The sequence below is a fragment of the Natrialba magadii ATCC 43099 genome (assembly GCF_000025625.1).
GTDB classification, from domain to species: domain Archaea; phylum Halobacteriota; class Halobacteria; order Halobacteriales; family Natrialbaceae; genus Natrialba; species Natrialba magadii.
In genome coordinates this window covers 3,711,257-3,734,958 of sequence record NC_013922.1, presented here as the reverse complement: position 1 = coordinate 3,734,958, position 23,702 = coordinate 3,711,257, and the positions used below count along the sequence as shown (strand labels likewise).

Annotated in this window: 23 protein-coding genes; 10 read left to right on the top strand and 13 right to left on the bottom strand. The window is 61.6% G+C overall.

The window, feature by feature from the left end; all coding sequences use genetic code 11:
* The first annotated feature begins 204 nt into the window (after positions 1–204).
* The 3 genes from NMAG_RS17380 (at position 205) to NMAG_RS17365 (ending at position 3,837) form a co-directional block, all read left to right on the top strand.
* On the top strand, positions 205–438 hold the full coding sequence (locus NMAG_RS17380) for a hypothetical protein (protein WP_004215808.1): 234 nt from the start codon (positions 205–207) through the stop codon (positions 436–438).
* Between the two features lie 1,955 nt (positions 439–2,393).
* The gene (locus NMAG_RS17370) at positions 2,394–2,786 is read left to right on the top strand and encodes a DUF5805 domain-containing protein (protein WP_012996853.1); all 393 of its coding nucleotides are present in this window, start codon (positions 2,394–2,396) and stop codon (positions 2,784–2,786) included.
* A complete protein-coding gene (locus NMAG_RS17365; RefSeq protein WP_004215811.1) occupies positions 2,776–3,837 on the top strand; it encodes a tyrosine-type recombinase/integrase in 1,062 nt (353 codons plus the stop codon). The genes NMAG_RS17370 and NMAG_RS17365 overlap by 11 nt, the downstream gene beginning before the upstream one ends.
* A gap of 206 nt (positions 3,838–4,043) precedes the next feature.
* Here NMAG_RS17365 and NMAG_RS17360 read toward each other — a convergent pair whose 3' ends face one another.
* The 4 genes from NMAG_RS17360 to dph2 all read right to left on the bottom strand — a co-directional run bounded on the left by NMAG_RS17360 (position 4,044) and on the right by dph2 (position 9,523).
* Positions 4,044–4,985 carry a hypothetical protein gene (locus tag NMAG_RS17360; protein ID WP_004215812.1) on the bottom strand — a complete coding sequence of 314 codons (942 nt, stop codon included), beginning with the start codon at positions 4,983–4,985 and terminating at the stop codon, positions 4,044–4,046.
* Between the two features lie 94 nt (positions 4,986–5,079).
* Positions 5,080–7,302, bottom strand: coding sequence for a midas domain-containing protein (locus tag NMAG_RS17355; protein ID WP_004215813.1), 2,223 nt, complete (start codon positions 7,300–7,302; stop codon positions 5,080–5,082).
* 143 nt (positions 7,303–7,445) lie between these two features.
* On the bottom strand, positions 7,446–8,285 hold the full coding sequence (locus NMAG_RS17350) for an MBL fold metallo-hydrolase (protein WP_004215814.1): 840 nt from the start codon (positions 8,283–8,285) through the stop codon (positions 7,446–7,448).
* A 176-nt stretch (positions 8,286–8,461) separates the two neighbouring features.
* Entirely contained in the window at positions 8,462–9,523 is a 1,062-nt protein-coding gene (gene dph2, locus NMAG_RS17345) for a diphthamide biosynthesis enzyme Dph2 (RefSeq protein WP_004215815.1), read from the bottom strand.
* A 199-nt stretch (positions 9,524–9,722) separates the two neighbouring features.
* Between dph2 and NMAG_RS17340 the strand changes: the two genes are divergently transcribed.
* Both NMAG_RS17340 and NMAG_RS17335 read left to right on the top strand, forming a co-directional pair.
* Complete coding sequence (locus NMAG_RS17340; RefSeq protein ID WP_004215816.1) at positions 9,723–10,667, top strand: DUF7139 domain-containing protein; 945 nt, start codon at positions 9,723–9,725, stop codon at positions 10,665–10,667.
* A gap of 95 nt (positions 10,668–10,762) precedes the next feature.
* Positions 10,763–11,788, top strand: coding sequence for a disk-shape morphogenesis protein volactin (locus tag NMAG_RS17335; protein ID WP_012996852.1), 1,026 nt, complete (start codon positions 10,763–10,765; stop codon positions 11,786–11,788).
* 230 nt (positions 11,789–12,018) lie between these two features.
* Here the strand turns inward: NMAG_RS17335 and NMAG_RS21105 are convergent, their stop codons facing one another.
* Complete coding sequence (locus NMAG_RS21105; RefSeq protein WP_004215818.1) at positions 12,019–12,186, bottom strand: zf-TFIIB domain-containing protein; 168 nt, start codon at positions 12,184–12,186, stop codon at positions 12,019–12,021.
* 164 nt (positions 12,187–12,350) lie between these two features.
* Here NMAG_RS21105 and NMAG_RS17330 point away from each other — a divergent pair, with 164 nt between their 5' ends.
* Positions 12,351–12,776, top strand: a complete 426-nt coding sequence (locus tag NMAG_RS17330; RefSeq protein WP_004215819.1) for a hypothetical protein — start codon at positions 12,351–12,353, stop codon at positions 12,774–12,776.
* A gap of 9 nt (positions 12,777–12,785) precedes the next feature.
* Positions 12,786–13,433, top strand: a complete 648-nt coding sequence (locus tag NMAG_RS17325; protein ID WP_004215821.1) for an METTL5 family protein — start codon at positions 12,786–12,788, stop codon at positions 13,431–13,433.
* A 60-nt stretch (positions 13,434–13,493) separates the two neighbouring features.
* On the opposite strand, the gene NMAG_RS17320 is transcribed toward NMAG_RS17325, so the two are convergent.
* From NMAG_RS17320 to NMAG_RS17305, 4 genes are all read right to left on the bottom strand, one after another.
* Complete coding sequence (locus tag NMAG_RS17320) at positions 13,494–14,726, bottom strand: ABC transporter permease (RefSeq protein WP_004215824.1); 1,233 nt, start codon at positions 14,724–14,726, stop codon at positions 13,494–13,496.
* Positions 14,726–16,081, bottom strand: a complete 1,356-nt coding sequence (locus tag NMAG_RS17315; protein ID WP_004215826.1) for an ABC transporter permease — start codon at positions 16,079–16,081, stop codon at positions 14,726–14,728. The genes NMAG_RS17320 and NMAG_RS17315 overlap by 1 nt, the downstream gene beginning before the upstream one ends.
* The gene (locus NMAG_RS17310) at positions 16,071–16,835 is read right to left on the bottom strand and encodes an ABC transporter ATP-binding protein (RefSeq protein ID WP_004215828.1); all 765 of its coding nucleotides are present in this window, start codon (positions 16,833–16,835) and stop codon (positions 16,071–16,073) included. The genes NMAG_RS17315 and NMAG_RS17310 overlap by 11 nt, the downstream gene beginning before the upstream one ends.
* A 337-nt stretch (positions 16,836–17,172) precedes the next feature.
* Complete coding sequence (locus NMAG_RS17305) at positions 17,173–19,188, bottom strand: rhomboid family intramembrane serine protease (RefSeq protein ID WP_004215830.1); 2,016 nt, start codon at positions 19,186–19,188, stop codon at positions 17,173–17,175.
* A 184-nt stretch (positions 19,189–19,372) separates the two neighbouring features.
* Here NMAG_RS17305 and NMAG_RS17300 point away from each other — a divergent pair, with 184 nt between their 5' ends.
* Positions 19,373–19,831: an SPW repeat domain-containing protein gene (locus NMAG_RS17300; RefSeq protein ID WP_004215832.1), complete on the top strand. Its 459-nt coding sequence runs from the start codon at positions 19,373–19,375 to the stop codon at positions 19,829–19,831.
* A gap of 197 nt (positions 19,832–20,028) precedes the next feature.
* Positions 20,029–20,313, top strand: a complete 285-nt coding sequence (locus NMAG_RS17295) for a DNA-directed RNA polymerase subunit L (protein ID WP_004215834.1) — start codon at positions 20,029–20,031, stop codon at positions 20,311–20,313.
* A 135-nt stretch (positions 20,314–20,448) separates the two neighbouring features.
* Here NMAG_RS17295 and NMAG_RS17290 read toward each other — a convergent pair whose 3' ends face one another.
* Positions 20,449–21,294, bottom strand: a complete 846-nt coding sequence (locus tag NMAG_RS17290) for a hypothetical protein (protein ID WP_004215835.1) — start codon at positions 21,292–21,294, stop codon at positions 20,449–20,451.
* A 64-nt stretch (positions 21,295–21,358) separates the two neighbouring features.
* Positions 21,359–22,174 carry an imidazole glycerol phosphate synthase subunit HisF gene (hisF, locus tag NMAG_RS17285; RefSeq protein WP_004215837.1) on the bottom strand — a complete coding sequence of 272 codons (816 nt, stop codon included), beginning with the start codon at positions 22,172–22,174 and terminating at the stop codon, positions 21,359–21,361.
* Between the two features lie 210 nt (positions 22,175–22,384).
* On the opposite strand from hisF, the gene NMAG_RS17280 reads away from it, so the two are divergent.
* Positions 22,385–22,582 carry a DUF7550 family protein gene (locus tag NMAG_RS17280; protein WP_004215839.1) on the top strand — a complete coding sequence of 66 codons (198 nt, stop codon included), beginning with the start codon at positions 22,385–22,387 and terminating at the stop codon, positions 22,580–22,582.
* A gap of 241 nt (positions 22,583–22,823) precedes the next feature.
* Here NMAG_RS17280 and NMAG_RS17275 read toward each other — a convergent pair whose 3' ends face one another.
* Positions 22,824–23,048: a ribbon-helix-helix domain-containing protein gene (locus tag NMAG_RS17275; RefSeq protein ID WP_004215841.1), complete on the bottom strand. Its 225-nt coding sequence runs from the start codon at positions 23,046–23,048 to the stop codon at positions 22,824–22,826.
* 215 nt (positions 23,049–23,263) lie between these two features.
* On the bottom strand, positions 23,264–23,563 hold the full coding sequence (locus NMAG_RS17270) for a hypothetical protein (protein WP_004215843.1): 300 nt from the start codon (positions 23,561–23,563) through the stop codon (positions 23,264–23,266).
* Positions 23,564–23,702: the final 139 nt, after the last annotated feature.

Sequence of the window (23,702 nt, the reverse complement as noted above, 5' to 3'; positions counted from 1 at the left end):
TTTTCCAGACGGTTGCTTTCGGTTGCTGTCTGCACACATCTTGACAGCGAACAGTTCCATCGGAAGCAGGTACTCTTCGTTCTGAGTCTGTTTTTCTTCCACGATGCTCGCGACCAAATCGACGCCATGGTGCCGTATCACGTCTGATATGGGCGGAATAAAAATACCCAAGCAGTTTTGGGGGATGCTCGCGTCAGACATAATATGCACACCTGTCGCGACTGCAACCAGTCGTTCCAGACCGAACTCGCGCTCGAACTTCACCGGGACACCTGTCAGAAGGGACAATTGTTCTGCCAGGTATGTGGTGACCGCTTCCGTGAAGCGGCTGCGACCCAGGACGGATGGCACTACGAATGTCCGAGCGAGGAGTGCGACGGTGAGGGGATTCGACAGGATCTCTATCACGTCGACGACGTTCGAACGGCGACACACTGACTGGGTTGCAGGCGGTTTTCGATTTGGTTGTCATTTGACCAATAGCCGTATTCAACTGCTTTCGGGGTCTGTCACGCCTGAGAGCGTGTTTTTCGAGTCTCAATATGCAACCGACTCACCTGGTATTAGATATAGCACTATGGGATTCATTTGATTGGTATGCATCAGTAAGCCGTGTCTAATGCTATCAAATAACACTATTTCTCCAGCCTCTGTATCGCCGCTCTTCCCGGTCTCACTCCCTGGTTGCAGCCAGGCCTACAACCATGTCGTTCGGATTGGTGACCAGCGCTATCGCGGTAGCTCCATCGTAGCCGCTGACGGTCAGTACGCATCCGATGGCACGTAGGAAGCGCAGTTCGGAGCGAGAACGGCAAGTGAAACTGCAGACTCTGCGATCGGTATGCAAACGAGTGTCAGTTGGTACTATCGCTCCGAGACTGAGAGTGGACCCCCTTGAGCGCCGTCACTCTGCCTCTTCGTGCTCTACGCGATCAACGAATCGCTCTCACAGCCCTTCTCGACAACACAGACACACTGATTTTGCTTCACGCCCGCTTCAGCAGCTGCTCCCCTGTTCTGGCAATGTACTCGAGTACACCACACGACCAGACAGTCTCACGAGAGACAGGTGCCAAATCTACGGGGCTGGTTACGACGTCAGCGCCGACGACCGCACGTCACCTTCCGATTCTACTCGAGAGATGGTGTTAACGCGGTTGAACGGGCTATATGGCCACAGGCATACCACACCATCAAAACGCGCTCTGCGCTACTCTCAGAGCGTTCTGATCCGGTCCTGGTGACTACCGGAGGATGTGAACTTCTACACAACTTACCGCCTGGAACCGGTTCGAAGAGCTTCTGCTGGCGTGCGTGTGGCGGCCGCTCCCTCATGATTTCTCCGATGGCGGTCCGTCTGTTGTGACCACCCCGCTACTGCTGTCATCTGTCGACAGCGTTTTGCTGTGCCAGCGATCGGCGAACGCACGGTTGCCCCTGTCTCCGCACAGCGCTTCGCCGTCCTGGGCTACCGAGGGGTGATTTGTTCGCACCTCTCGGTACTGGACCCGCTATAGGAACAACTGAAACGGTTCACACACTGGTCACGTAGCTGTCTTGCGATCAGGTGTGTCTTGACTTTCAGTGGCTCCTGTAGTCGCCGCCGGGAGCTGCTCACTGGTGTTTCACACCGTTTCTGTGCATGTGCAACTCTCGACCCACCCTCACACCCGTTCGGCGGACGGGTCTGGCGTTCAGACTCCCTTCTTCCTGTTTAATCGATTGCTGGTGCTCGCTCAGACGATGGGCTGTCCGTTCCATTCCTCACCACCCACCCACACCCCTACCGCCAGCCGTGACGATAACTCGGCTGCTGGATTGGGACCGGACTCGAGTTCACCCTTCGATACCCACTCTTCGATACCCAGCCTCCACTATCCGCACTCCACTCAGTCAGCGCGATCGCAGTCGCCTCCGTCGTGATCACTTCGCATCTGATACTGTCGGACAGAAGTCAGTGAGAAGCCGGTCGAAAAGTCGCGACCGTTCCCGAAGGTGACGGCCGCAGTAGCGCCCGATCTTCGAATAGTTCTGTCCGGCAGTATGAATGCACGAGGAATGGGTGCCAGATTGGACTCGAGTACAGCCGCAAATCGGTGCTGAATCTCGCTGCGTTTGGCTCCCATTCTCGGGTGAGTGGTCCGCAGATCTATCAGAAAGCGCGTATTCTTCAGGCCCCGGAAACCTGCTATACTCCGCTTTGTTTCTGAGTAGATATCTGAACTGGTAGAACCACATTGGGGTATACTGTATCCCAACTCGTAGGGATTTAGAGATCTTTATCTCGAATAATGTCTCTGTAATCACCGCATTATGGGTGACGGAAATGGAGATAAACTCACTTAGCTCTACTAATGGGAACCTTGAATATCACGGCGAGTGAGGGGTGCTGTATGAGCGACTCTACGGACACCTCTCGGAAATCTGTTAAAGCATACGTGCCGGCGTATCAGAAGGCAGAATGGCAGTCCCACGCCGACGAACTCGACATGAGTCAGAGTGAGTTCGTTCGGACGATGGTACAGGCCGGTCGAAAGGGGTTCGAACCCGCCTCAGAGGAACCCACTTCTCAGGGGTCAGACCCTGGGGGTAACGCCCTCGAAACACAGGTCCTCAACTTACTATCAACTGACACATATTCGTGGGACGAGCTTCTGGACGCGGTCAGCGAAGACATCGAATCGCGACTCGATGACACACTCGAAGAGTTGCAGTCTGACAACCGAATTCGATACAGCGGTCGCCACGGTGGATACACGACGACCGGTGGTGGCGATGGCAACTGACGCGACCGGACAGGTCGAGGACGTCGATGATCCGATCGCCTACTTCCTCGACGACCAGCGCTATCACGGCAAGAGCGAACGGACGCTCGAGGCCTACGAGCGAGTTCTCCGGCAGTTCGAGACCTTCCTCGGCCAGGAATTTAGCTCCGTAGAGGCGGTTCCCGACGCGGATCGACGGGCCTGCATGGCCTGGATCCACTCCCTGCGCGGCGAGTTCGAACCGAGCACGATCGCCACGTACGCCTCCTATCTCAACCGATTCTACGACTACATGAATCGCATCGGCGCGTTCGAGGAGAACCCGATGGCGCTCGTCATGGAGGAACTGTCCGAATCCATCGACACGAACCCGACCAGACGAGAGCTCTCTATCGACGAAATGCGGTCGTTCGTCGCCTCGATCTCGCATCCGCTGGAGCGCGCCGTCGTCGTCACACTGCTGAAGACCGGGATGCGTGTCGGTGAACTCTGTAACCTCGACCTGCGGGACCTCAACGCAGAATTTGAGTCAGTCGCACTCGAGTGGACGCCGCGCGTCGAACTCGACCGCCGTCCCTCGTCGGTGTACGTCTCGGACGATCCCTCCCGCGGCGCGGTCACGAACGGCGAGGAACGGACGGCGTCGAACAAGCGAAAGCGCGAGACGGTGATTCCCGTCGACGACGAGTTGCGAACCGAACTCGAGTCCTGGCTTGCGATTCGGCCGGATTCAGTTTCGCCCGCAGAGCCGTTGTTTCTCGACACCAGAGACTCGTGGGGCGAACGCCTGACGCCCTCAGACGTTCGCTATGTCGTCGAAAAACACGCCCGCGAGCACGGCTGGTACCGGACTGGCGGCGGCACGACTGAGAACGTTACGCCCCACTACTTTCGGCACTTCTTCACCACCCATCTCCGGGATCGAACGGGTGATCGGGGAACTGTACAGTACCTCCGCGGCGACGTCGCAGGTGACGTGATCGACACCTACACGCACAACTGGGGAGATCGGGTGCGAGAGACGTATCTGGACCACATATACACCGTAGCGTCCGTACCGAATTCGGTGTAGGCCACGCTATTGTGTGACTTATTTACTACACCTGTCCCAAACGATATCGTCCTGACTCGAACACGTATACCATATGTGGCTATATCGAAAATGGCGCGATGTACATCTCGCGATTATATTTCGCTCCTCCGAAATAATGGGGTCTGGTGGCTGTGTACGGGCGATTCAGATGTCAGCGAGTACTGTTTCGCAGGAGTAAGGGTCGGCTACTGCTCGACGGCGAGTTCCGTCTCGAGATCGCCGCCGTCCAACAGCGACCGAACGGCCGCGACCTCGTCGGAGACTTCGGGGGTGCTCTCGAGTAGCACCGTTTCGCTCGGGAACAGTTGTTCGCCGAGCAGGAGGCCGTGTTCGCGGGCGGTTGAACCGGTGACGGTGAGGTAGACGCCGAGGCCGGTGTCGGCGATGGCGGCCTCCTCTTCGCGTCCCTCCTCTGGGTAGTGGAACTCGATGTCTTCGAGCACGCTGGTTCCGAGGACGGCCCGGACCAGGCGCTCGTACCGCGGTTCGATACAGAGCGGCCCTGCGTAGTCGGCGAGAAAGTCGCGGTCGAGGGCGGTCGCTGCGGGGACGGTTTCGGGACTTCCCATCAGCGTGTGGTAGACGGTGTCTCCGAGGCCGGTGACGACGCGAACGTCCGAGTCCGCGGGATTGATCCGCGCGTTGATGTCGGCGATCCGTCCCAGTGGGTCAGGACGGAGTTCGACGACCTCCTCCAGCACGAGGTCGGCGCTGTCGAACCCGAGTGCGAACTCGTGGGTTCGGAGTGCGCGGAAGGGCTCTTCGCGGCCGACGAGCTGGATCTCTATGTCATCGCCGGTCCCGTCGAAATCGGACTCACTTCCGTCGTCGAGCGGAATCGTCACACTATCGAAAACGATCCGCCGTGGCTTGCCGGCGCGCGTATCCCGGACCAGCGTGTACTCCGGCGCGGCCGGGTCGTCGACTGTACTGTAGTCTGCGAGACGATGGTACACGTTTTCCTCGTCTGGATCCAGCACGCCCTTCGTCAGGGCCTTTTCGTGGCGAAGCGTCGACGTGATCTCATCTGCGAGATCCGGGACGCCGAGCCGACTTGCGAGTCGATCTAGTACCGACTCGAGTGGTCGTCCTTTGCGAGGAACTGCGATCGGAATCGTCTCGCCCATCGACGGGTTCTCACCCGGCGAGAGATAAACGAGTTGCGTTTCACCGGAAAATAGCCGCGTGTGTGCGCCGGTCTTGAGCAGCGCCAGTGTCTGTTTAGGAGTCTGAGAACATCGACCCGAGCTGGTCGCGCCACTCCTGAATCTCGGTCACGTCGTCACGGACGTCGTCGAGGTTGCGCTCGACACGATCGACGTCGTCTTCAACAGCATCAACGTCGTCCGCAACGGCTTCGACGTCAGTTTCGACGGCCGAAACGTCGGATTCGACGGCGGCAATATCCTCGCCGAGATCGTCGGCTGCAGTCTGAAGCTCGTCTGCCAGACTGTCGACCGTCTCCTCGAGGTCGTCGACACGGCTATCGACACTGTCGACGGCACTGTCGACGTCCTCGAGTTCCGACGTGAGATCCGTCTCGAGTTGGTCGACATCGGAATCGACCCGTTCCAGATCGGTGGCAACGTCGTCGACGTCGCCGTCGATACGCTCGGTTCGTGTGTCGAGCGTCTCGACCTCGTCGGTAGTCGATGCGAGGTCGTCTTCGAGATCAGCCGTCCACTCGGTGAGCGTCTCGACTTCGGTTTCGAGTGCACCAACCTGTGAATCGGTTGTATCGAGTTGGTCGGTCATCGACCCGAGTTCGTCCTCGAACGCAGCGAGTTCGCCGCGGAACTCCTCGATGATCTGTTCGTCGGTGCCGTTCTCGCCGAGGAAGGACTCGAGTGCGTTGGTGTAGGCGGCGACCTCCTCGACGCGGGACTGGAGATGGCTGAGCTTCGCCTGCTGGACGCCGGCGGGGAGTGTGTCGTCTGTGTCGGCCTCTGCCTCGTTGTCCGTGTCGTCGGAACTAGACGTGAGTGCCTCGCGAATGACGGTGAGGTCGTCGTCTGCGAGTTCGTCGTTGCGGAGTTCGGCTGCGAGTTGACTGGCGAGGCTCGTGCTGTCTTCCGTTCCGGATGCAGCGGGTGTTGTGTCTGTGTCGTCTGCGGTCACTGTTTCGTCGGCGGCTGCTTCGGCGGCGGCTGTTTCGTCGGCGGCTGTTTCGTCGGCGGCTGTTTCGTCGGCGGCTCCTTCGGATGGATCATCGTCCGTCTCGCCGGCGTCGACAGCGTCGTCAGAATCGAGTTCGGTGTCGCCAACAGTCGTTTCGTCGTCGGAGTCGGAGTCGATGTCGTCCGTGTCGTCAATGTCGACTTCACCGTCCTCAGCAACTTCCTCGTCGATTTCGTCTGCTTCTGTCGGCTCGGCGAGTTCTGTGTCGTCGTCAGTCTCGACGGCTGCGGATTCGCCTTCGTCTTCGCCCTCTTCCTCACCCTCTACTGCATCCTCGTCGGTCTCGTCTTCGAGATCCGTCTCTAGCGCTTCGTCCTCGTCAGCATCGTCGAGTTCGAGTTCGAGACCTGGCTCGTCGTCGGACTCGGATTCGAGTTCGAGCGCTTCGTCCTCGTCAGCGTCGTCGGCTGTTTCAGCCGAGAGTGCACTCGAGATCGTCTCGTCTGCGTCGAGGTCCGAAATCTCGTCGTCGTCAAAGCCAAGGTCGATGTCCGGGGCGTCGTCCGTGTCACCGTCGTCGGCGTCGTCAGGGTCGGGAATCTCGACATCGCCCAGGTCGAGATCCAGGTCGCCGGAGTTGTCGAGTTCTGGTCCATCGTCGTCGGATAGATCGAGTGCGTCAGTTTCGCCCTCGAGTTCGAGTTCGATGTCACCCTCGCCCTCGCCCTCACTGTCTCCGTCGCCGTCGTCACTATCGCTATCTTCGTCGGCATCGCCTTCGGCTTCGAGACCCGAACTGTCTGCAGCCACAGCGTCGTCAGGCTGGTCGTTTTCGAGTCCAGGCACGGAGCCGGAGTCGCCGGCAATCATGTCTTTGACCGCCTGCGTGCGCTCGTCGGAGACGATACTGTCGATGACCGCGTCGTCGATTTCGTCACCGTCGCTGCTCGCGTCGGCTTCGGAGCTGACTTCGACGATCTCTGGTTCACTGAGGAAATCAGGGACGACCGATTCGTCGTCGATCCGGATGCCGTACACCGTCACGAGCTGTTCGTCGGTGTCGATCGTGTGGGTAAACTCGACGCGATTGTCCTGGAAAGCAGTCCAGTCGTCGCTATAGTATTCGGGATGGAACCCAACCTTGTCCATCGGAAACGATTCGGGAATGTCTTCGGAGAGTCGAAACGCGACCTGCTCGTCGTGCTCCGATTCGATCTCGAAGCGCAGCGCAGGTACGGGAAACTCGTCCGCCGCGAACGTTTTTCGGACGGTGAGCCCGTCAGCACTGACCTCGACCACGTCGTCCGTGTCGGCGGTGTTACTCATGGGACCAACGTTACTAGACCATTACTATAAATGATACGGACAGTCACGGCGGTCCGATCGTTCCTGCAGGGTTCGCTCGTCGCGTCCGAATCGACGATGTCAGATTGCGACAGTAAGACTGACAGGACCCCAGCGGTCCGTTGCTACGGTTCGAGTTCGATCCGGTCGCCGATCTCGATGATATCGAGCCGTTGTGGGTACTCGAAGCTCTGTGCGTGGTGGTGGAGCACCGTCGGATCCGAGGTGAGCCCCTTCCACATGTCCCAGTGGCTCGGCGCGAGTCGGTCGAGTTCGAGCGCGGCGGCGGCCTCGACGATCTGGTTTTCGTCGTTGTACCAGCGCGTCCGCTTCGGTTCGCGGGTTTCCTTGTCGGGAATCTGGCCAACGGTACCGAACGCGAGCACGCCCAGATCGATGTCGTACGCCGTGCCGATGCGGTCGAACTCGTCGCTCGGTTTGGTGTCGCCGCCGTGGAAAAACGTGCCGGCGTCGTGTTCGATGACGTAGCTCACGGGATGGCTCGCGTCGGGGTCGTTCGCCACTTCGACGTGGATGGTGAACTCGCCGACCTCGACCGTGTCACCCTCGCTGACCTCGCTGAACTGCTCCTCGTCGACGTCCCACTCGTCGGTCCACGATTCCTCTTCGCGCGCGACCGCGAGGCTGTCGTCGGGTGCGTAGAACGTCGCGCCCGTATTCGCAAGAATTGGTGCCTGACTCGGGCCGTGAACGTGGTCGGTGTGTTCGTGCGTCGCGAGCACAGCATCGGCCTCGTCGACGTCCTCGGGATCGAACGGGACAGGGATCATCCGGACCGTCCGCGGCGGATCGCCGAGTCCGACGTACGGATCGATGTAGATCGTTGTCTCGTCGCTTCCCTTGAGGATGAAGCCGTTACAGCCGAGATACCAGATGGAGACGCCGTTCGGCGAGGCGTCTTCGACGTCACGTACGAGCCAGTCTCCCCAGTCGCTCTGGATCATAGTTGCTGATGGGCGGACTGGTTGGGTAAGTGTTACTGTGTCGTCGGTGGCGACTGCGCTGCTGGAGCAATCACCACGGTGGAACGGAGGAACGTTGGACTGGTCGCAAATCAAGACTCAAGAATCACGCAGGCGAGAAACAGCGGAGTCGAAGCGGAGTGCCAGAAACGCTGTGACTACCAGGTCCCGTGGAACGTGTCGAACGAAAGCTCGTCGAGTGGCTTGTTCCCGACGGCAATCTCGTACTCACCGGGCGTGAGCATTGGCTTGTAGAACTGCGGGCCGTCGTCTGTCGTGATCCGCGGACAGCCAGTGTTGACGAACGCGTCCATGTCGAAGTTCCGGAGGCGGTCAGGAGTAACCTCGTCCATCGTGATGAGGTAGGCGTCGTCGTTGTTCTCGAGTATCTGTTGGGCCTGGTCCCAGCGACCCTGGCCGATCTTAGTGCAGAAGATGACGCCCCACTTCTGGGCGTCCATCGCCTTGTGCACCGAGGCGTAGCGCTGCTTCATGAACTTCTCCGTGTCCGCAACGGTGACGACGTTGTTGACCGGGTCACCGATGACGACGTGCTTGTCGGGGTGTTCCATCGCGAGTCCGAGCGGGTGGAACTTCCCGCCGCCGACGTAGAGCACCTGGTCTGCGGGCACATCCGCGCTCGCGTAGTTGCACCCCAGAACCTGCCCCTCGTGGGTGAGTCGCTCGTCGCCACGGCGGCTGTGAACCTCGTAGCCCTGCTCCTCGAGGAACGTCGACATCTCCTCGTAGCGGTTCATGTGCTGGGCCGTCGTCACGAGGCCGACGCCCGCAGTCTCCTCTGGATCCTCGAGCGTATCGAGTGCCTCCTCCATAATCGGGAGCACTTCGACGTTCGAGAACAGCGGGACGTAGATGACTTTGTCCGTGTTCTTCATCGGCGAGTGGCCGAAGTGGACGAACACGTCGGTGCGCTTCATCAGGTAGGTGTCTAAGTCACAGGCTCCATAGCAGGGCTGGCCCGAGAGCATGAACGTCACGTCGTCGTCGGCGAGTTCGCGCAGGTCGTCTGCTACCTTCGGACCGCGGCGCTTAAGGCCCTCGGGGAACTGCAATCCGACCTTCTCGGCGTCGCGTTCCTCGATGGCGTCGATGATCCGATCGAGTTCGTAGTCCCACTCGCGGTCGTGCTTGAGCTGCATTCCGGTGTTCCGAAGGTCCCCCTCGGTGTACGTCGACTCTGACTCCGACTCCTGACTCATTGGCCGTCCTAACGGCCACGAACGTATAACGGCGGCGCTTCTCCGTGTCACCTCCTCTCGGACGTGAGCGCTCGCCGGTGCCGGCACTCACCGTTCAGTGTGGTGGGCGTGGATGATTGTACTCGAGTTCTCTTCACTGACACTCTTTTCTTCGAACCCGACCCAACAGTCATAGTACTGGAGTCTAAACGGGGTGGTAATGGCAGCGGAACGGCCTACAGACGGCTATCTCTTCGACCTCTATCGCCGGTATATCGGCGAACCCGAGAACCGGACGGACGTCTATCTCGGGTTCGGCCTGTTCCTGGGTGGGATCGGCCTGGCGGTGGTCGCACTGGTGCTCTTTCTCTGGAGCAGCACATTCAGCAGAGCAGACGCGGCGTACTTCATGTGGGCGCAACCGGCGTACGCGCTCGGGATGCTCTCGCTTCCGGCGATGATCCTCGGCGTCGTCGTCCTCTTACCCGCTGATCGCCGCGTTATCGGCGTCTCGGTGGTCGGCGCGGCGATTACCGTCGTCGCAACGGCTGGGTTCCTGTACGCCTACCCCGACAGTTGGAACTTCATGGGCGAGACCGACTACACTGTCGAGGTAACGGCGACCTACGCGGTCGGACTCGCTGGGATCACGGCCTCCACTGGGGCCGCACTCGTCGCGCACTATCTCGAGTTGGCTCGCCAGGTCGAGACGGTCGAGGTTGGTGAGGAGGACGAAGACGAAGAGACCGGCCCCGAGTACACGGATGCCGATATCGAACGCGATATCGACGAGGCGATGGACGGCGTCGAACTCTCCTGGGGTGGCGTCGAGAAGACCGAGCACAAGCGCCTGAGTTTCTCGGAGGATCAGTTCGATAGCGTCTCCGTCGACACCGATGCGGGAACGAAGAAAACGCGCTCGACCGGCGTCGACGCGCAGGTCGAAGGCCTCAAGGGACTGAAAGGCGGTGAGACGAAGACGACGACCTCGCAATCGACGGTTGACGATCAGACGGCGAAGTTGAAGGAACTGCGCGAGCAGCGACAGTCGGAGTCGGCGGCCGACGGCACCGAGGCCGCAAGCGGCGGGAGATCAGCTGACGGCCTTCTGGCCCCGCTCGCCGCAGCACTTGAACGGGTTCGGTCCGCCGTTCGCCGAGAGTAGGCGTGTCGAGTGTTCTAACACTAAATTCTTTGTGGATTTCGGCCGATAGGTTTTAGGTACATAGATTTATAATCTATCGGCCGCCTTGCCCAACCATGGCGAAAGGCCTAGACGTCGGAACCATGAACATTCTGTCCGCACAACAGGATGGGAACGACACGGTATTCGTGCAACAGCGCAACTCCTTCGTAGAGATCGAGTACTCGGATATGGCCGAGCAGATGCTCTCGCGAAGCGAAGTCCTGCACATCCGCAAGGACGACAAGGTGTACGTCGTCGGCGACGACGCCCTGAATTTTGCAAACATCTTCAACAAGGAGACCCGCCGCCCGATGAAACACGGGATCCTCTCGAACGACGAGCAGAGCGCGATCCCGATGATGAAGCTCATCATCGAACAGGTCGTCGGCGAGCCGGCCTACCCTGACGAGAAGCTCTACTTCTCCTCGCCGGCCGATCCGATCGACTCGGATCTCTCGACGCTGTACCACCAGAAAACGATCGAGTCGTTCTTAGACGACATGGGATACGACTCCGAACCGATCAATGAGGGGATGTCCGTCATCTACAGTGAACTCGCAGACAACAACTTCACCGGACTGGGCATCTCCTTCGGTGCCGGCATGACGAACGTCTGTCTGTCCTACTACGCAGTCCCCGTCATGAAGTTCTCTGTCGCCCGCGGTGGCGACTGGGTCGACGAGCAGGCCGCCCGCGCGACGGGCACGCCTGTCGACAAGGTCACCTCCATCAAGGAGGATGACTTCGAACTGGACTTCACGACGGACGTCGGCGGCGTCGAGGGTGCGCTCTCGATTTACTACGAGAACCTGCTCGACTACGTCATCGACAACATCGTCTCCGAAGTCGACGAGGAAGACGTCGAGGAAGGCCTCGACGTCCCCGTCGTCGTCACCGGCGGCACCTCGAGCCCAAGCGGCTTCGAGGCGCTGTTCCGTGACCACCTCGAGGACGCGAGCATCCCGTTCTCGATCAGCGACGTGACGCACGCAAACGAGCCGCTGTACAGCGTGGCCCGTGGTGGCCTCGTCGCAGCCCGCTCGGACGAAGACATCGACCACGACGACGAGGAAGCAGAAGCCGCAGCCGCAAGCGAGTAAGCTAGCCGTCGATTCGAGTTTCGGGTTCTAGTCTCCGAACGCCGAACGCCGAACGTCGACTGTCGACTGTCGACTGTTGGTTTCGGTTTCGATCACTCGATTTTTCGTACACGTACCTGAGCGCCAGTCACTGTGTACGGACGTGTCCGTGTACGGTCGTGTTCGTCACTGCTCCAGCGCAGCTGCTGGCGATGAGCGCTGTCACTCGAGTCCGACGCTGCCAGTACTGCTTAGCCGTCGTAAAATCGATTGAACGCGTCGCGCCAGGATTCGCGTTCCTCGGGTGGTCGCTCGTGTTCGACCGGGATATCCGCGTACGCACAGTGAGGACACGAGACGGTCGACACCTCCCCCAGCGAGAGTTCTTCGAGCGAGCCCTGACACCGTGGACACTCCATACGTATTACTCTCACGGCCACTCCTTAACTCTATTCGAACTTTCCTGATTTTCATCACGAAGCGCCCACTCCGACTGAGACGCAGAAATCGTGACCTACTGCCACACAATATTACCACTGAGCATTTACGAAGGTTTTTGTATGCGACTCATGTATGTGGTTGTATGAGCACCACGTCGTCCGCCGACCAGCCGTCCACGATTGATTGTTGTCGACCAGCCGACGTTACCCCCGTCTCCGTCGACGCCGATGCACTCGAGTCCACCGCGCCCGGCCACCTCCGTGATCTCAAGCGCGAGTTCGCTGCCGAAGGGGTTTCGCCCGTCGAATTGATAGTCGAGGCCCGCTTCGACGAGGACTGCTCGCTCGCGACCCAGGACGAAATCAACCGTGTTCGCGACTACGTCCGCGCCGCGTCGTTCCTCGGGGCGGGAACCGTCACAGTCGCCATCGACGGCGTTGCGAACCCGGAAAAAGTCCGTCCCGCTCTCGCAGCCTGTGCTGAACGCGCCGAGCGCGAGGGCCTCGTCTTTGACCTCGACCACCAGAACCAGAACGGGTCCGAGGGTTCCTTCACGCTCGACGACTGAGCTGTCCGCATGGCAGGTCGTTCCCGGCGGACGCTCGCGCGCGAACTCGAGTCGATCGCTGATTTTGAATCGCCGTCGCCATCGTTAGAGCAGTATCTCACGCCGCCGGAGATTGCGGCCCATATTGCGCATCTGGCTGGGTTGCAGGATGATCTCGAGCGGCCGGTGGTGGATCTCGGTACCGGAACCGGGATGCTGGCAACTGCCGCGGCACTCGCCGGTGCCGGGCAGGTTCTCGGCGTTGACCTCGATTCCGACGCACTCGCGCTCGCCCGGGAGAACGCGGCGCGTGTCGGGGTGGCCTCACAGACGGACTGGATTCGAGCTGACGTCTCGCGACAGCCGCTTCCGTTCTCGTTCTCATCAGCTCGCTCCTCACAATCCGCAACCGTGCTCTCGAACCCGCCGTTCGGCGCACAGCGCGGTAATCGCCACGCAGATCGGGAGTTTCTCGAGACGGCTCGCTCGCTCGCGTCCGTTTCCTACACGATTCACAACGAAGGGAGCCAGGAGTTCGTCGAATCCTACGCGGCCGACGAGGGTGGGACGGTAACCCACGCGTTTCGGGCAGCATTCCCGATCGAACGCCGCTTCGAGTTCCATACCGCAGAAAGCGAGGAGCTCGCGGCGGAGGTCTTTCGGGTCGAGTGGGAGTAGGCGGTCTCTACCGCGCTGGCTGGACGGTACTTACTGTTCGAGGTGTTCTTGTTCGAGGTGCTATTGTTCGAGATGTTCGAGCTTCAGCGTGCGCCCGACGCGCCAGCCGGTGATGCCGGCGACGACGGTGCCGACGCTGAGCGCGAGCGCGAAGCCGGCGACGTAGACCTCGACGGGCGTTCGAAGTAGATTTTCGAAGCCGACGAGTGAGAGCGCGACGCGGTTCAGTCCGTCCGCGAGCAGCGGCGTCGCCGCGACGCCGACGATGCCGCCGAGCAGTCCGATGACGAGTCCCTGGACGGCGATCATCCCCGAGAGCAGTCCGCGAGAGAGTCCGATGGCCCGAAGCGCGGCGAGTTCGCGACGCTGCTGGGTGACCATGAGCGCGAACAGGTTGATGGTGAGCACCGAGCCGCCGACGACGGCCAGGCCGACCAGCGTCATCCCGCTTGCGAGGACGAGCGGCTGTTCGGCGACCATCGCTTCGATCTGTTCGTCGCTGGTTCGCACGTCGTACTCGGGGTACTCGGTCGCCAGGTCATCGCGGACGGCTTCCTGATCGGCCCCGTCCGCTACGTCGGCGGTGATGAACGTCGCGCGGTCCGTTCCAGTCGTTCCGGCAACGATCTGCAGGTCCGGCAGCGGCACCGTCGCCGCGGGCGTCCCGAGGAACTGCGAGTAGTAGGACGCGATGCCGACCACGGTGAACTCGTACTCCGGCGCGGTCTGGCGACTCGTCCCGACGTAGACCGTGTCGCCAACGTCTGCGCCGGCGTCGTCTGCAACCTGCGGATCGAGGACGATTTCGGCAGTCTGGGGATCTGTCGGTCGTTCGCCTTCGTCCGGCAGTTCGGCGCGATCGAACCCTGAGCCAGCCTCGAAGTCGAAGCCGTCGTGTGTCTCCTGGACGCCGACAGCGGTGGTGCGCTCGAGTTGGTCCGGCTCTGTCCCGACGTACACCTGGTGCATCGCAAGCGGCGCGGCCGAACTGATGTCGTCGCGTTCAGTGAGCGCGGCCGACGTACCGTGTGCGTCGGGGATCGGATTCTCGGCCCCGTCCGCGGACGGATCGACTGGATCGCTGGAGACCCAGATGTCCCGGTCGGCGTTGTCCAGGCCGGTTTCGCCGACCTCGACGACGCCGACGCCGAGACTCGCAAGCAGGGTAATCGCGAGCACCGAGAGGGTGACCGCAAGAACGGCGAGGACGGTTCTCCCAGGTGACCGCCGCAGCTGTGCAAGCGCGATACCGATGACGGCCCGCGTTCGGACGAACGGCGAGAACAGCCCCATCAGCGACTCACCTCCGCGAGCACCGACGTCCGGGCCGCGACGACGAGTGGGTACGGGATCGCGACCAGTCCGGCGACGAACGCGATGACGACGGCGTAGGGGACGAACAGCGGATGCGCCTGCGCAACAGCACCCGGCGCGCCGCCCGCACTCGCGACGCCGTTGACTCCGTGGATCGCCAGAATCCCGAGCACGCCGCCAAGCACCGCCCCGCACAGCGTCAACACCTGCGTCGAAATCGCAACGACCGCGAGGCGACTATGGGTCGGGAAGCCGACGGACTCGAGTACGGCGAGCATACGCCGGTCTTCGTTGACGGTCATGCCGGCGGTCGTCGCGACGAAGGCGGCGCAGATGGTGACGCCGACGAGCAGCGCGAGGGCGCTGGTGACGAACGCCAGTCCGTCGTCGAACAGGAGCGACGGATGGGTGGTGTCGGGCGCGTCGACGGTTTCGTCGGGATAGGCCCCGTTCGCGGCGGCCGTCGCAGCGTCGTCCTCGCCCCAGACGAGAACCTGGTCTGCGAGTTCGCCCTCACTCGCACCCGCGAACGTCTGGAGTTCGCTCAGGTGGACGAGCGCGACCGGGGTGTCCTCGTCACCACTCTCGCCGTCGGATTCCTCGACAGCCGTGACCGTTATCGCCGGACTCTCGACGTCCATCGCCTCGAACTGCGAACTCGAGACGGCGAGGTCGTCGTCCTGGGTTGCATCGAGGCGGTCGGCCGCGGCACTCGAGAGGACGACCTCGCCGCGTTGTGGCCCGGTGTAGGAGCCGTCCGCGTAGTGTGGGTCACCCGACTCGAGTGCCGCAGTCGAGAGGCCGGCGACGGTTCGGGACTCGTCGTCTGGGACAACGCCGACGAGGAGGACGGTCTGGGGGCTGTCCTCGCCGCCGTCGTGCTCGAGTCGGACCGGTTCGATGAGAACCGGACTCGAGTGGTCGACGCCAGGTTCGTCGCGGATGGTCGCCGCGCGTTCGTTCGTCTCACCGAGTCGGGCCCCTTCGACGCCGTTGACGGAGGCGAGGAGGTCCGCCGACTCGGGTACGATCTGGGCGGTGGCATCGTTTTCGCTCGTCGTGCCGCCGTCGGCGAGCGCGAGCGCGATGCCGGTTACGAGCACGAGCAACGCGACGGTCATCGCGACGGCGGCGATCGTCGCGATGATTCGCCCCGAGGTCGTTTTCGTCGCTCGTCGCCACAGTCTGGCGATCGAGAGCCTGAGGAGGCCGACCCAGCGCGTTCGGCTTGTCTCGCGCGCGTCGAACGCTTCGGTTACTGGGTCCCCCTCGTCTTCGTCCCCGTGCTCACCGTTTTTACGCCGCTCATCCGAGGGCCCACGACTATCCGCCATCCGAAACCACCCGTCCGTCCCGCAGCGTGAGCACACGATCTGCAACCGCGAGCGTCGCCTCGTCGTGCGAGGCGAGGACGACCGCCCGCTCGCGCCCAATATCGGTCAGTAACTCGAGTACGGTCTCGCCGGTCGCGGTGTCGAGTTCGCCGGTGGGTTCGTCGGCGATGACGACGTCGGGGTCGGTCGCGAGCGAGCGGGCGATGGCGACGCGCTGGCACTCGCCGCCGCTGAGTTCGCTGGGGAGGTGTGTCGTTCGGTCGCCGAGACCGACTCGCTCTAGCAGTTCCGTGGCGCGTCGTCGGCGCTTGCGTTTCGAGACGCCGGTCTGGACGAGCGGCAGTGCGACGTTCGCTCGCGCGGAGAGCGAGGGAAGCAGGTGAAAGTGCTGGAAGACGATCCCGACGTGCTGGCGGCGGACGCGCGTTCGCTTTCGGTTCGAGAGCGCAGAGAGCTCCGTGCCGTGGAGTTCGACGCTGCCGCTGGTCGGCACGAGCAGCCCGGCGACGAGGTGGAGAATCGTCGACTTGCCGCTGCCGCTCGGTCCCTCGAGGCCGACGATTTCGCCGGGCTGGATGTCGACCGAGACGTTCCGGAGCGCGGTGACGGTTCGCCGGTCACCCGATCGAAACCGGCTCCCGCCCGTCCCGTACTCGTGTGTGACGTCTGCGAGTCGGACAGCGGGCGGTGTCCGGTGGTCGTCCGCAGCCTGTGACGCCGACGACGCCAGGGTTCCCAGTACGCGATGAATCATCTGTGCAGCGCTCAACTCGGTCGAGAAGACGGCTCACCCGGCCATTGTTTCTGTCCGGCTTCCAGCCGCCACGTGGCGGTTAACGGTGTGGCGGATTCGTCAGGTTCCCTGCCATCCCGTCCCCGATCGATACCACTCACCTATCGCCGTATTCGGCCTCGTTGTGCCAGTTACCGCTCGCAAACGAACAGTGTAGGCGCTCGCAACAGCGTGAAACGTCAACGTACGGGCGAGTGTTCCGCTGCACCGAGTGTTCAACAAAACAGAGTCTCAGCGAGTCCGGAACACGAGTGCAGGTTGCACTCGATTCCGTGACCGAAACGTGGCTTCCAGTCGGTCAGTACTCGTGGTCTTCCATCGTCGCGATCACGACCTCGGTTCCGTCCGACGAGGCTACGAGCGTGTCCTCCGTTCGCTCGAAGACCACACCACCGGCTTCGACCGACCCGTTCTCGTCTGGCACGGCCGTCGTGCTCGTCGTCTCTGTCTCGATCTCTTCGACTTCGAGGACGAACTCACCGTCATCGGACCCAAGCGTTACCGTCCGGTCGTTGATAATCGCCTCCGCGATCGACTCCTCGGACTCGTGGGCTAACTGGCGGTTCTCCTCGTCACCGTCGAGCCACAGCCAGACCTGATAGACACTTTCGCCGCCGACCGGCTCCCAGCCCGTTCGCTCGACGTGGACCGTCTCTCGCCAGCCGGGTTCACCCACGATTACCGTCTCGTACCCAGTCGCCTCGAGTTGCTCTTTCGTCACCGCCTCCAGCCAGATACTGTGGCGTTCGTTCGAGACGATGACGCCGCTGCCCGCAAGCCCCGCGTCGTCGATCGCCACGTCGAGTCCGATCCCCGAGACGAGCTGGTTCGACGCGTTCTCGTCGTACTCGATGACGTAGTCGTCGACCTCGATTGCACCAGGAGCCGTCCCGTCGCTCGCGGACTCGACAACTGCCAGATTGACGGGAATCGCCATCCCAGCGAGCACGGCGAGCACGAGTGCGACGGCCAGAAACGCGACGCCGCGCTGGGTCATCCTCGACGCTGTCGTTTCTGCTGGTGTCTGCGTGTGTGACTCCTCTCCGCTGTTTGGCGTCGCGCCGATTGACAGTTCCCGAATCCGATCGAGGCTGTCACCCGACACGTCCGACGATGGTGATACAGGCTCGTCTTCGTCTTCGACTTCGACTTTGCTCTCGCTTTCGCCTCCGCCTCCAACCCCAGACAACTCGAGTACCCGCTCGGTTCGTGAGTGATGGCTCGCGTCTGGCCCTTCGTTGCCGACGGAACTCGATTCGGAGGGTGGCCGGCCCTTCCGGCTATCAGCGCCGGTTAGCCGCCGGAAGAGCCTCCGAACTGGTCGTTTCGGAACCGGTCGGTCAGGGGCGGCGCTCGCGAGCGTGATGACGAGTGCGAGGATGACGACGATGGCGACGCCGGGTCCCCGGAAGAGCAGATAGGTGTTCCCCTCACCGAACCAGTAGATCTGCCACAGTCCCTTCGAGAAGGCATAGAGGAGTACGGCGAGCCAGAGGTGAAACGGGTTCGGCCGCTCGTTTCGGCGCTTGAGGACCAGCAGGCCAAGCACCAGCCCGATGAAGAACCCGAGTGCGTGCCCCTGAATCGCAATGCCCGCCCAGGAGGGTGCCGACGCCGGACTCGGTGTCGCGACGTAGACGCTCACCGCGTCCTGCAGCGCCCGTGAAACCGTCAAGAGTGCACTCTGGACGGCGACCGTTGCGATCAACGTCGCAATCGGATAGTGGACGATAGCGAAGCCGGCGAACGCGAAGATGATACTCGAGAAGCCGATGACCGGCCCGAGTCCGAACAGACTCGTGACGAAGCTGAGGACGACCACCGCGAGCGGGAAGAGGACGAACGCCCGAATCCAGGGCGTGGTCCGGAGCGACTCGAGTTGGGAGCGGACGCCACCTCGCTCGCCATCGTGTGAGTGAGTGTTGTCTGCTCGGTCACGACCGGGGAAGTGACCCCACGCGTACTCCGCGATTGGTGCGGCGACAGCCGCACCGGCGAGGTTGCCGGTGAGGTGACCCAGACTGGCGTGGGAGAACGAGGCCGTTGCGATGCCGAGCGGGGTGAAGTATGACCAGGCCCGGTACGGAATCGTCACGGGTTCCGTGAGGTTCGTGATTCCGTCCTGAACGAACAGGTAGACGGCCACGACGATGGCGATGACGACGAGCGAACCCCACGGAACGCCAAAGAGCAGCCGTTGCTGTGCAACGTCGTGCCAGTGCGTGCCCGATCGGTGCAGACGGCTCACTACGACTACCGAGAGCGCAAGCACCGCGACGATAATGACCGCAAAGAGGGCGGTAACCGGGCGCATGTGCGACTGGTTCGCCCGCGGGCGTATAGGGATTTCTGTCGCTATCGACACGCACGGCGGCGCAGTCTCCCGTCTTTTGTCTCCCGTCCTCGAGCGCTCGTTCCACCAGCGTCTGGTCCGGGACCTGCCCCGACAGGCGCAGGCACTGCCGTTTTACTCGCTAGTCGGATAACCCGTGTGAGTCATGAGCACAACACCAGACGACCGATCAGACACTGATGCCAGCGGCACTGACCGTAGCGCGTCCCGGTCCGACCGAGATGTGATCAACACGGACGTCATACAGTGGGTGAGCGCGCTCGCCGCGCTCGTCGGCCTGTGGCTTGTCGCCTCGCCGTTTCTCATCGAGTCCACGGAGGCAGCGATCTGGAACAACACGCTCGTCGGAACGGCGATCTTCCTGTTCGCCGGGTACAACTTCTACCGGCTCACAAAGGATCGCCTCGCGAACGTCAGCGTCGCCTCACTCGCCGTCCTGCTCGGCCTCTGGGCACTCGTCTCGCCGTTCGCGATCGAGATGGGAAGCACCGACCTCGCGACGAGTACCATGATCGCCGGTCTCGTCGTCGCCGGCCTGACAGCCTACAGCGCCTACGCGAACAGCAGTGCCGAGGCACCCGAACGCGCTCGGACGCAGGCCTGAGAGACCGCGCTGTGCACCCGCGCTGCGCACCGGCGAACGCGTTCGATGAGCACAGTCACGAGCACCCGATCACCCACGCTCGTTTTTTGCCGTTGATCGCTGTGATTTCCCGGAACGGGCTACTCGAATCGACGGCTCGCGGCTGGAACCGACACGGCTTCGAAAGGTACAAGCGCCCGACGAACGGATGACGTGGCATGGAACTGCGGGTCACCGAGAGCAGCGAGAACGAACTCTCGATCGAAATCGCCGGCGAGGATCACACCTTCATGAACGTACTCAAGGGTACGCTGCTCGAACACGACGACATCAGCGCAGCAACGTACGACGTGAACCCCGAGCAGTCGGGTGGACAGACCGAGCCGATCCTGACGATCAAGACCGAAAACGGCGTCGAACCACTCGACGCACTCGAGGAGGCGGCAGTCGACGTGCGCGAGAAAGCAGTTGCGTTCCGCGAGGCGTTCGAAGCGGCCGCATAACCGCTCGGACAGATCTGGATCCCGTTCTCGCTTTTGTGTGTCTGCGAGTCTGCAGGTCGCGAGTCTGCAGACAACTCCTTGTCTTACCGGCTCCGCTCCGTTTCCAACTGCGAGCGCTGCTCTCTCACAGCTGGGCTAACACGCCGCGTAGAAGACGTAAATCGTCCCGTCGGGCGCGACGTGAAGGTCGAAGCCGTCGGACGCCACGTCGTACTCCTCTGTCACCGACTCGAGTTCGACCAGCACCTCGGTCACGTCTGCCACGAGCTGCTCCTCTCCTGCGTCGGCGTAGTCGTTGATGTCGTCTTCGAACGGTGACAGCGGCGTACTGACGAGGTCGGTCTGACAACTGACGTCGAACTCGTTTGGATGTTCAGCGCTGTGGCTGCCGTCGCCGTACTCGTCCTCGATGTAGACGCGGTTGTGGTAGGTCGCATACGCCATGAGCGCGTCGTCGGTGGTCGGACTCCCATCCGCACGCTCGACTGCGAGCTGGTCGACGACCTGCGACTCGACGGCGTCGAGGTCGATTCCGGCGGCCTCTGTGCTGTTTCCGGGTGCCTCCGGTGGTGTCGGCGACCCGATTCCGGGGATGATCGACGGTGAGATAATACCGGTCCCAAACAGCAGGAGGACGATACCGATGATAGCGAACACCGGGAGGTACGGTTTGGCGACCTCGAACCAGCTCGGCGTCTGGAGTTCGTTCTCGAGTTCGTCGTAGTTTTGTTCGGTTTTCTCCAGGTCGTGTTCGCCACAGCGGGCACAGGGCGGGTTGTTCTTGACGTGCTGGCGACCGCAGTTCGAACAGACCCAGATGTAGGTGGTGCCGGTGTCGACGGTTTGGATGGTCGACTGGTCGCTCTGGACCGCCTCGTCCTGCCGGACAACTGCCTCTTCGAAGGTGTTGTGTCCGCAACTGTCACAGGGAGGGTCGTTCTCGGCGTGTGGTTTCCCACACCAGGTGCACCGCCACTTCACTGGTAAGAGGGCAGGACTGCGGTGATATAAGCGTATTGAACGCGAGCGGGGGTGGCGCTGGCCGTCAGTACCGAACCGGCACGTCGTGGTCGTCGAGGTACGCTTTCGTCTCCTCGATCGAGTACTCGTCGAAGTGGAAGATGGACGCTGCGAGACCGGCGTCCGCGCCAGCTTCCGTGAACACGTCGTACATGTCTTCGGGGCTCCCACAGCCGGATGAGGCGATCACTGGCGTGTCGACGGCCTCACAGACTGCCTCGGTCAACGGCAGGTCGTAGCCATCTTTCGTGCCGTCCTTGTCGATCGAGTTGACGAACAGTTCGCCAGCGCCACGGGATTCGGCCTCCTTGGCCCACTCGATCACGTCGATTCCAGTGCCCTCGCGGCCCCCCTTCTTCGTACACTCGAACCAGCAGGACTCGCCGTCGATCTCGACGTAGTGTTCGCCATCCTCGTCGAAGCGACGCTTGGCGTCGACGCTGATCACGATGCATTGGCTGCCGAACGCGCGCGCACCCTCGTTGATGAGTTCGGGTCGCTCGAGTGCACCCGTCGTGATCGAGACCTTGTCCGCGCCGGCGCGAAGGGTTTCTTTGATGTCCTCGGTGGTTCGGATGCCGCCGCCGACGGTGAGCGGGATGAATACCTCGTCTGCGACCTGCTTGACGACGTCGAGCATGGTTTCGCGCCCCTCTGCGGAGGCGGTGATGTCGAGGAAGACGAACTCGTCGGCTCCCGACTCATTGTACGCCTTGGCCATTTCGACGGGATCGCCGGTATATTGCAGGTCCTCGAAGTGGACGCCGGTGTAGACCGCCGGATTCCCGTCGTCATCGAGGTCGACGTCGATGCACGGGATAATTCGCTTTGTCAGTGTCATTGCTGGTCTTGCTCGAGCCTTTGAACCCAGCGTAGTAAAGGAGACTGGATCGGGCAACGCGATCGTGTTCGGTTTGGGTGTGGCCAGAGTGTAACAGAATCGAATAGCAGCGAACAGAGTCGAACAGGACCAAGACCGACTCGAGTGCGGGCCGAGCCAGAGTCGTGCCCGATAGCTGTCTTTAAGGAACTGAGGCGGGAACGCGCAGGTATGGCAGACGACACGGACGACACGGAGCCCGCCGCAGACCACGACTCGGCCGCAGACGTCGGACACGACCTCGCCGCCGACCGGACGACTGCGCCGATGAGCGACTACTCCTCGCGCTCGGTTGGGATTGGCTTTCTTGTCACGATCGTCGGCGTCGCGATCTCGTTCGGGATTCCGCTGGTTGCGATGGGGCTGTGACTGGCGGTTCTCGAAGCGACTGCTCGCTGGTGTACGGCCCCGTCTGGTCGCGTTCAGCTGGCAGTCCGTAGTAAGATTGCGGGAGTACGTACTGTTGCAGTGGCAACGATAGCAACAGCGACAGTACAGTCTCAGTATCGGTCTCAGTCTCAGTCTCAGTCTCAGTCTCAGTCTCAGTCGGCGGACCGTAGATGTACCTGTGTCACGTCACGTCGACGACTACAGCGAAACTACAGCGAAATCAGAAGACGTACTCGTCGTCGTGTCCCATCATTCCGTCGTCTTCGAGGCCGGTACCGCCGGCTGCTTCCTCTTCGTCCATCGGCCCGCTTGTCTTGTAGGCTTTGATGCCCGTCGAGAGGAGGTCCTCGATTGCCTCCTCGCGGTTGACGAACTCGCCGCGTTCAACCATCTGGGCGATCTGCATCTCGAGGTGTTCGGGGATTGTGATCTCTACTTTCGGCATCTGATTCGGCTTTCGGTGAGGGGGTATTTAGGTTTGACGGGGACTCCGCAGCAACCGAAACAACAATCGTTTCCGACTGGTTGGAGTCCAGTTACGCTCCGCTCCTGTCGTCACAGAGACACAGCGGGTCGAAAGAAGGATCGACGGGTGGTCGAACACCGTGAGTATGTCGGGAGTCGACCGTCGTTTCGAATGGGTGGCAACGAGTACCGAGTTTACCGGTTGCCCATCATCGAATCGAGGGCGTTCTTGATCGTGGTACCGGGCTGCGTAATGCTGTCGAGTTGCTGGCGCATCTTCCGCTGGTTGAAGTAGCTTGCGAACGCGAGGATCGTTGGCGGCCAGAGACCGACGAACAATCCGCGCTCGCGGTCCCCGCGAAGGAAGAAGTAGTACCATGCGAGACCGACGGATGCCGCTGCCGCGAGGACCGCGGGACCCATTGCCTGTTCACCGACTTCTCCTGCTGCCTGTCCGGAAACCTCCCGTTCTGTCAGCTGTTGTTTGCTCGCCATACAGATAGTGTCTCGACGAGACTGTACTAAGTGGTGACGAGGGTTTCGGACGGAAGGCTCCGACTTGTCTGCACCGTGCGCCGTTTCAGATCGTTTCGACCACGCTCCCTGCTGGGTAATTTCTATTTTCACTCGTCAT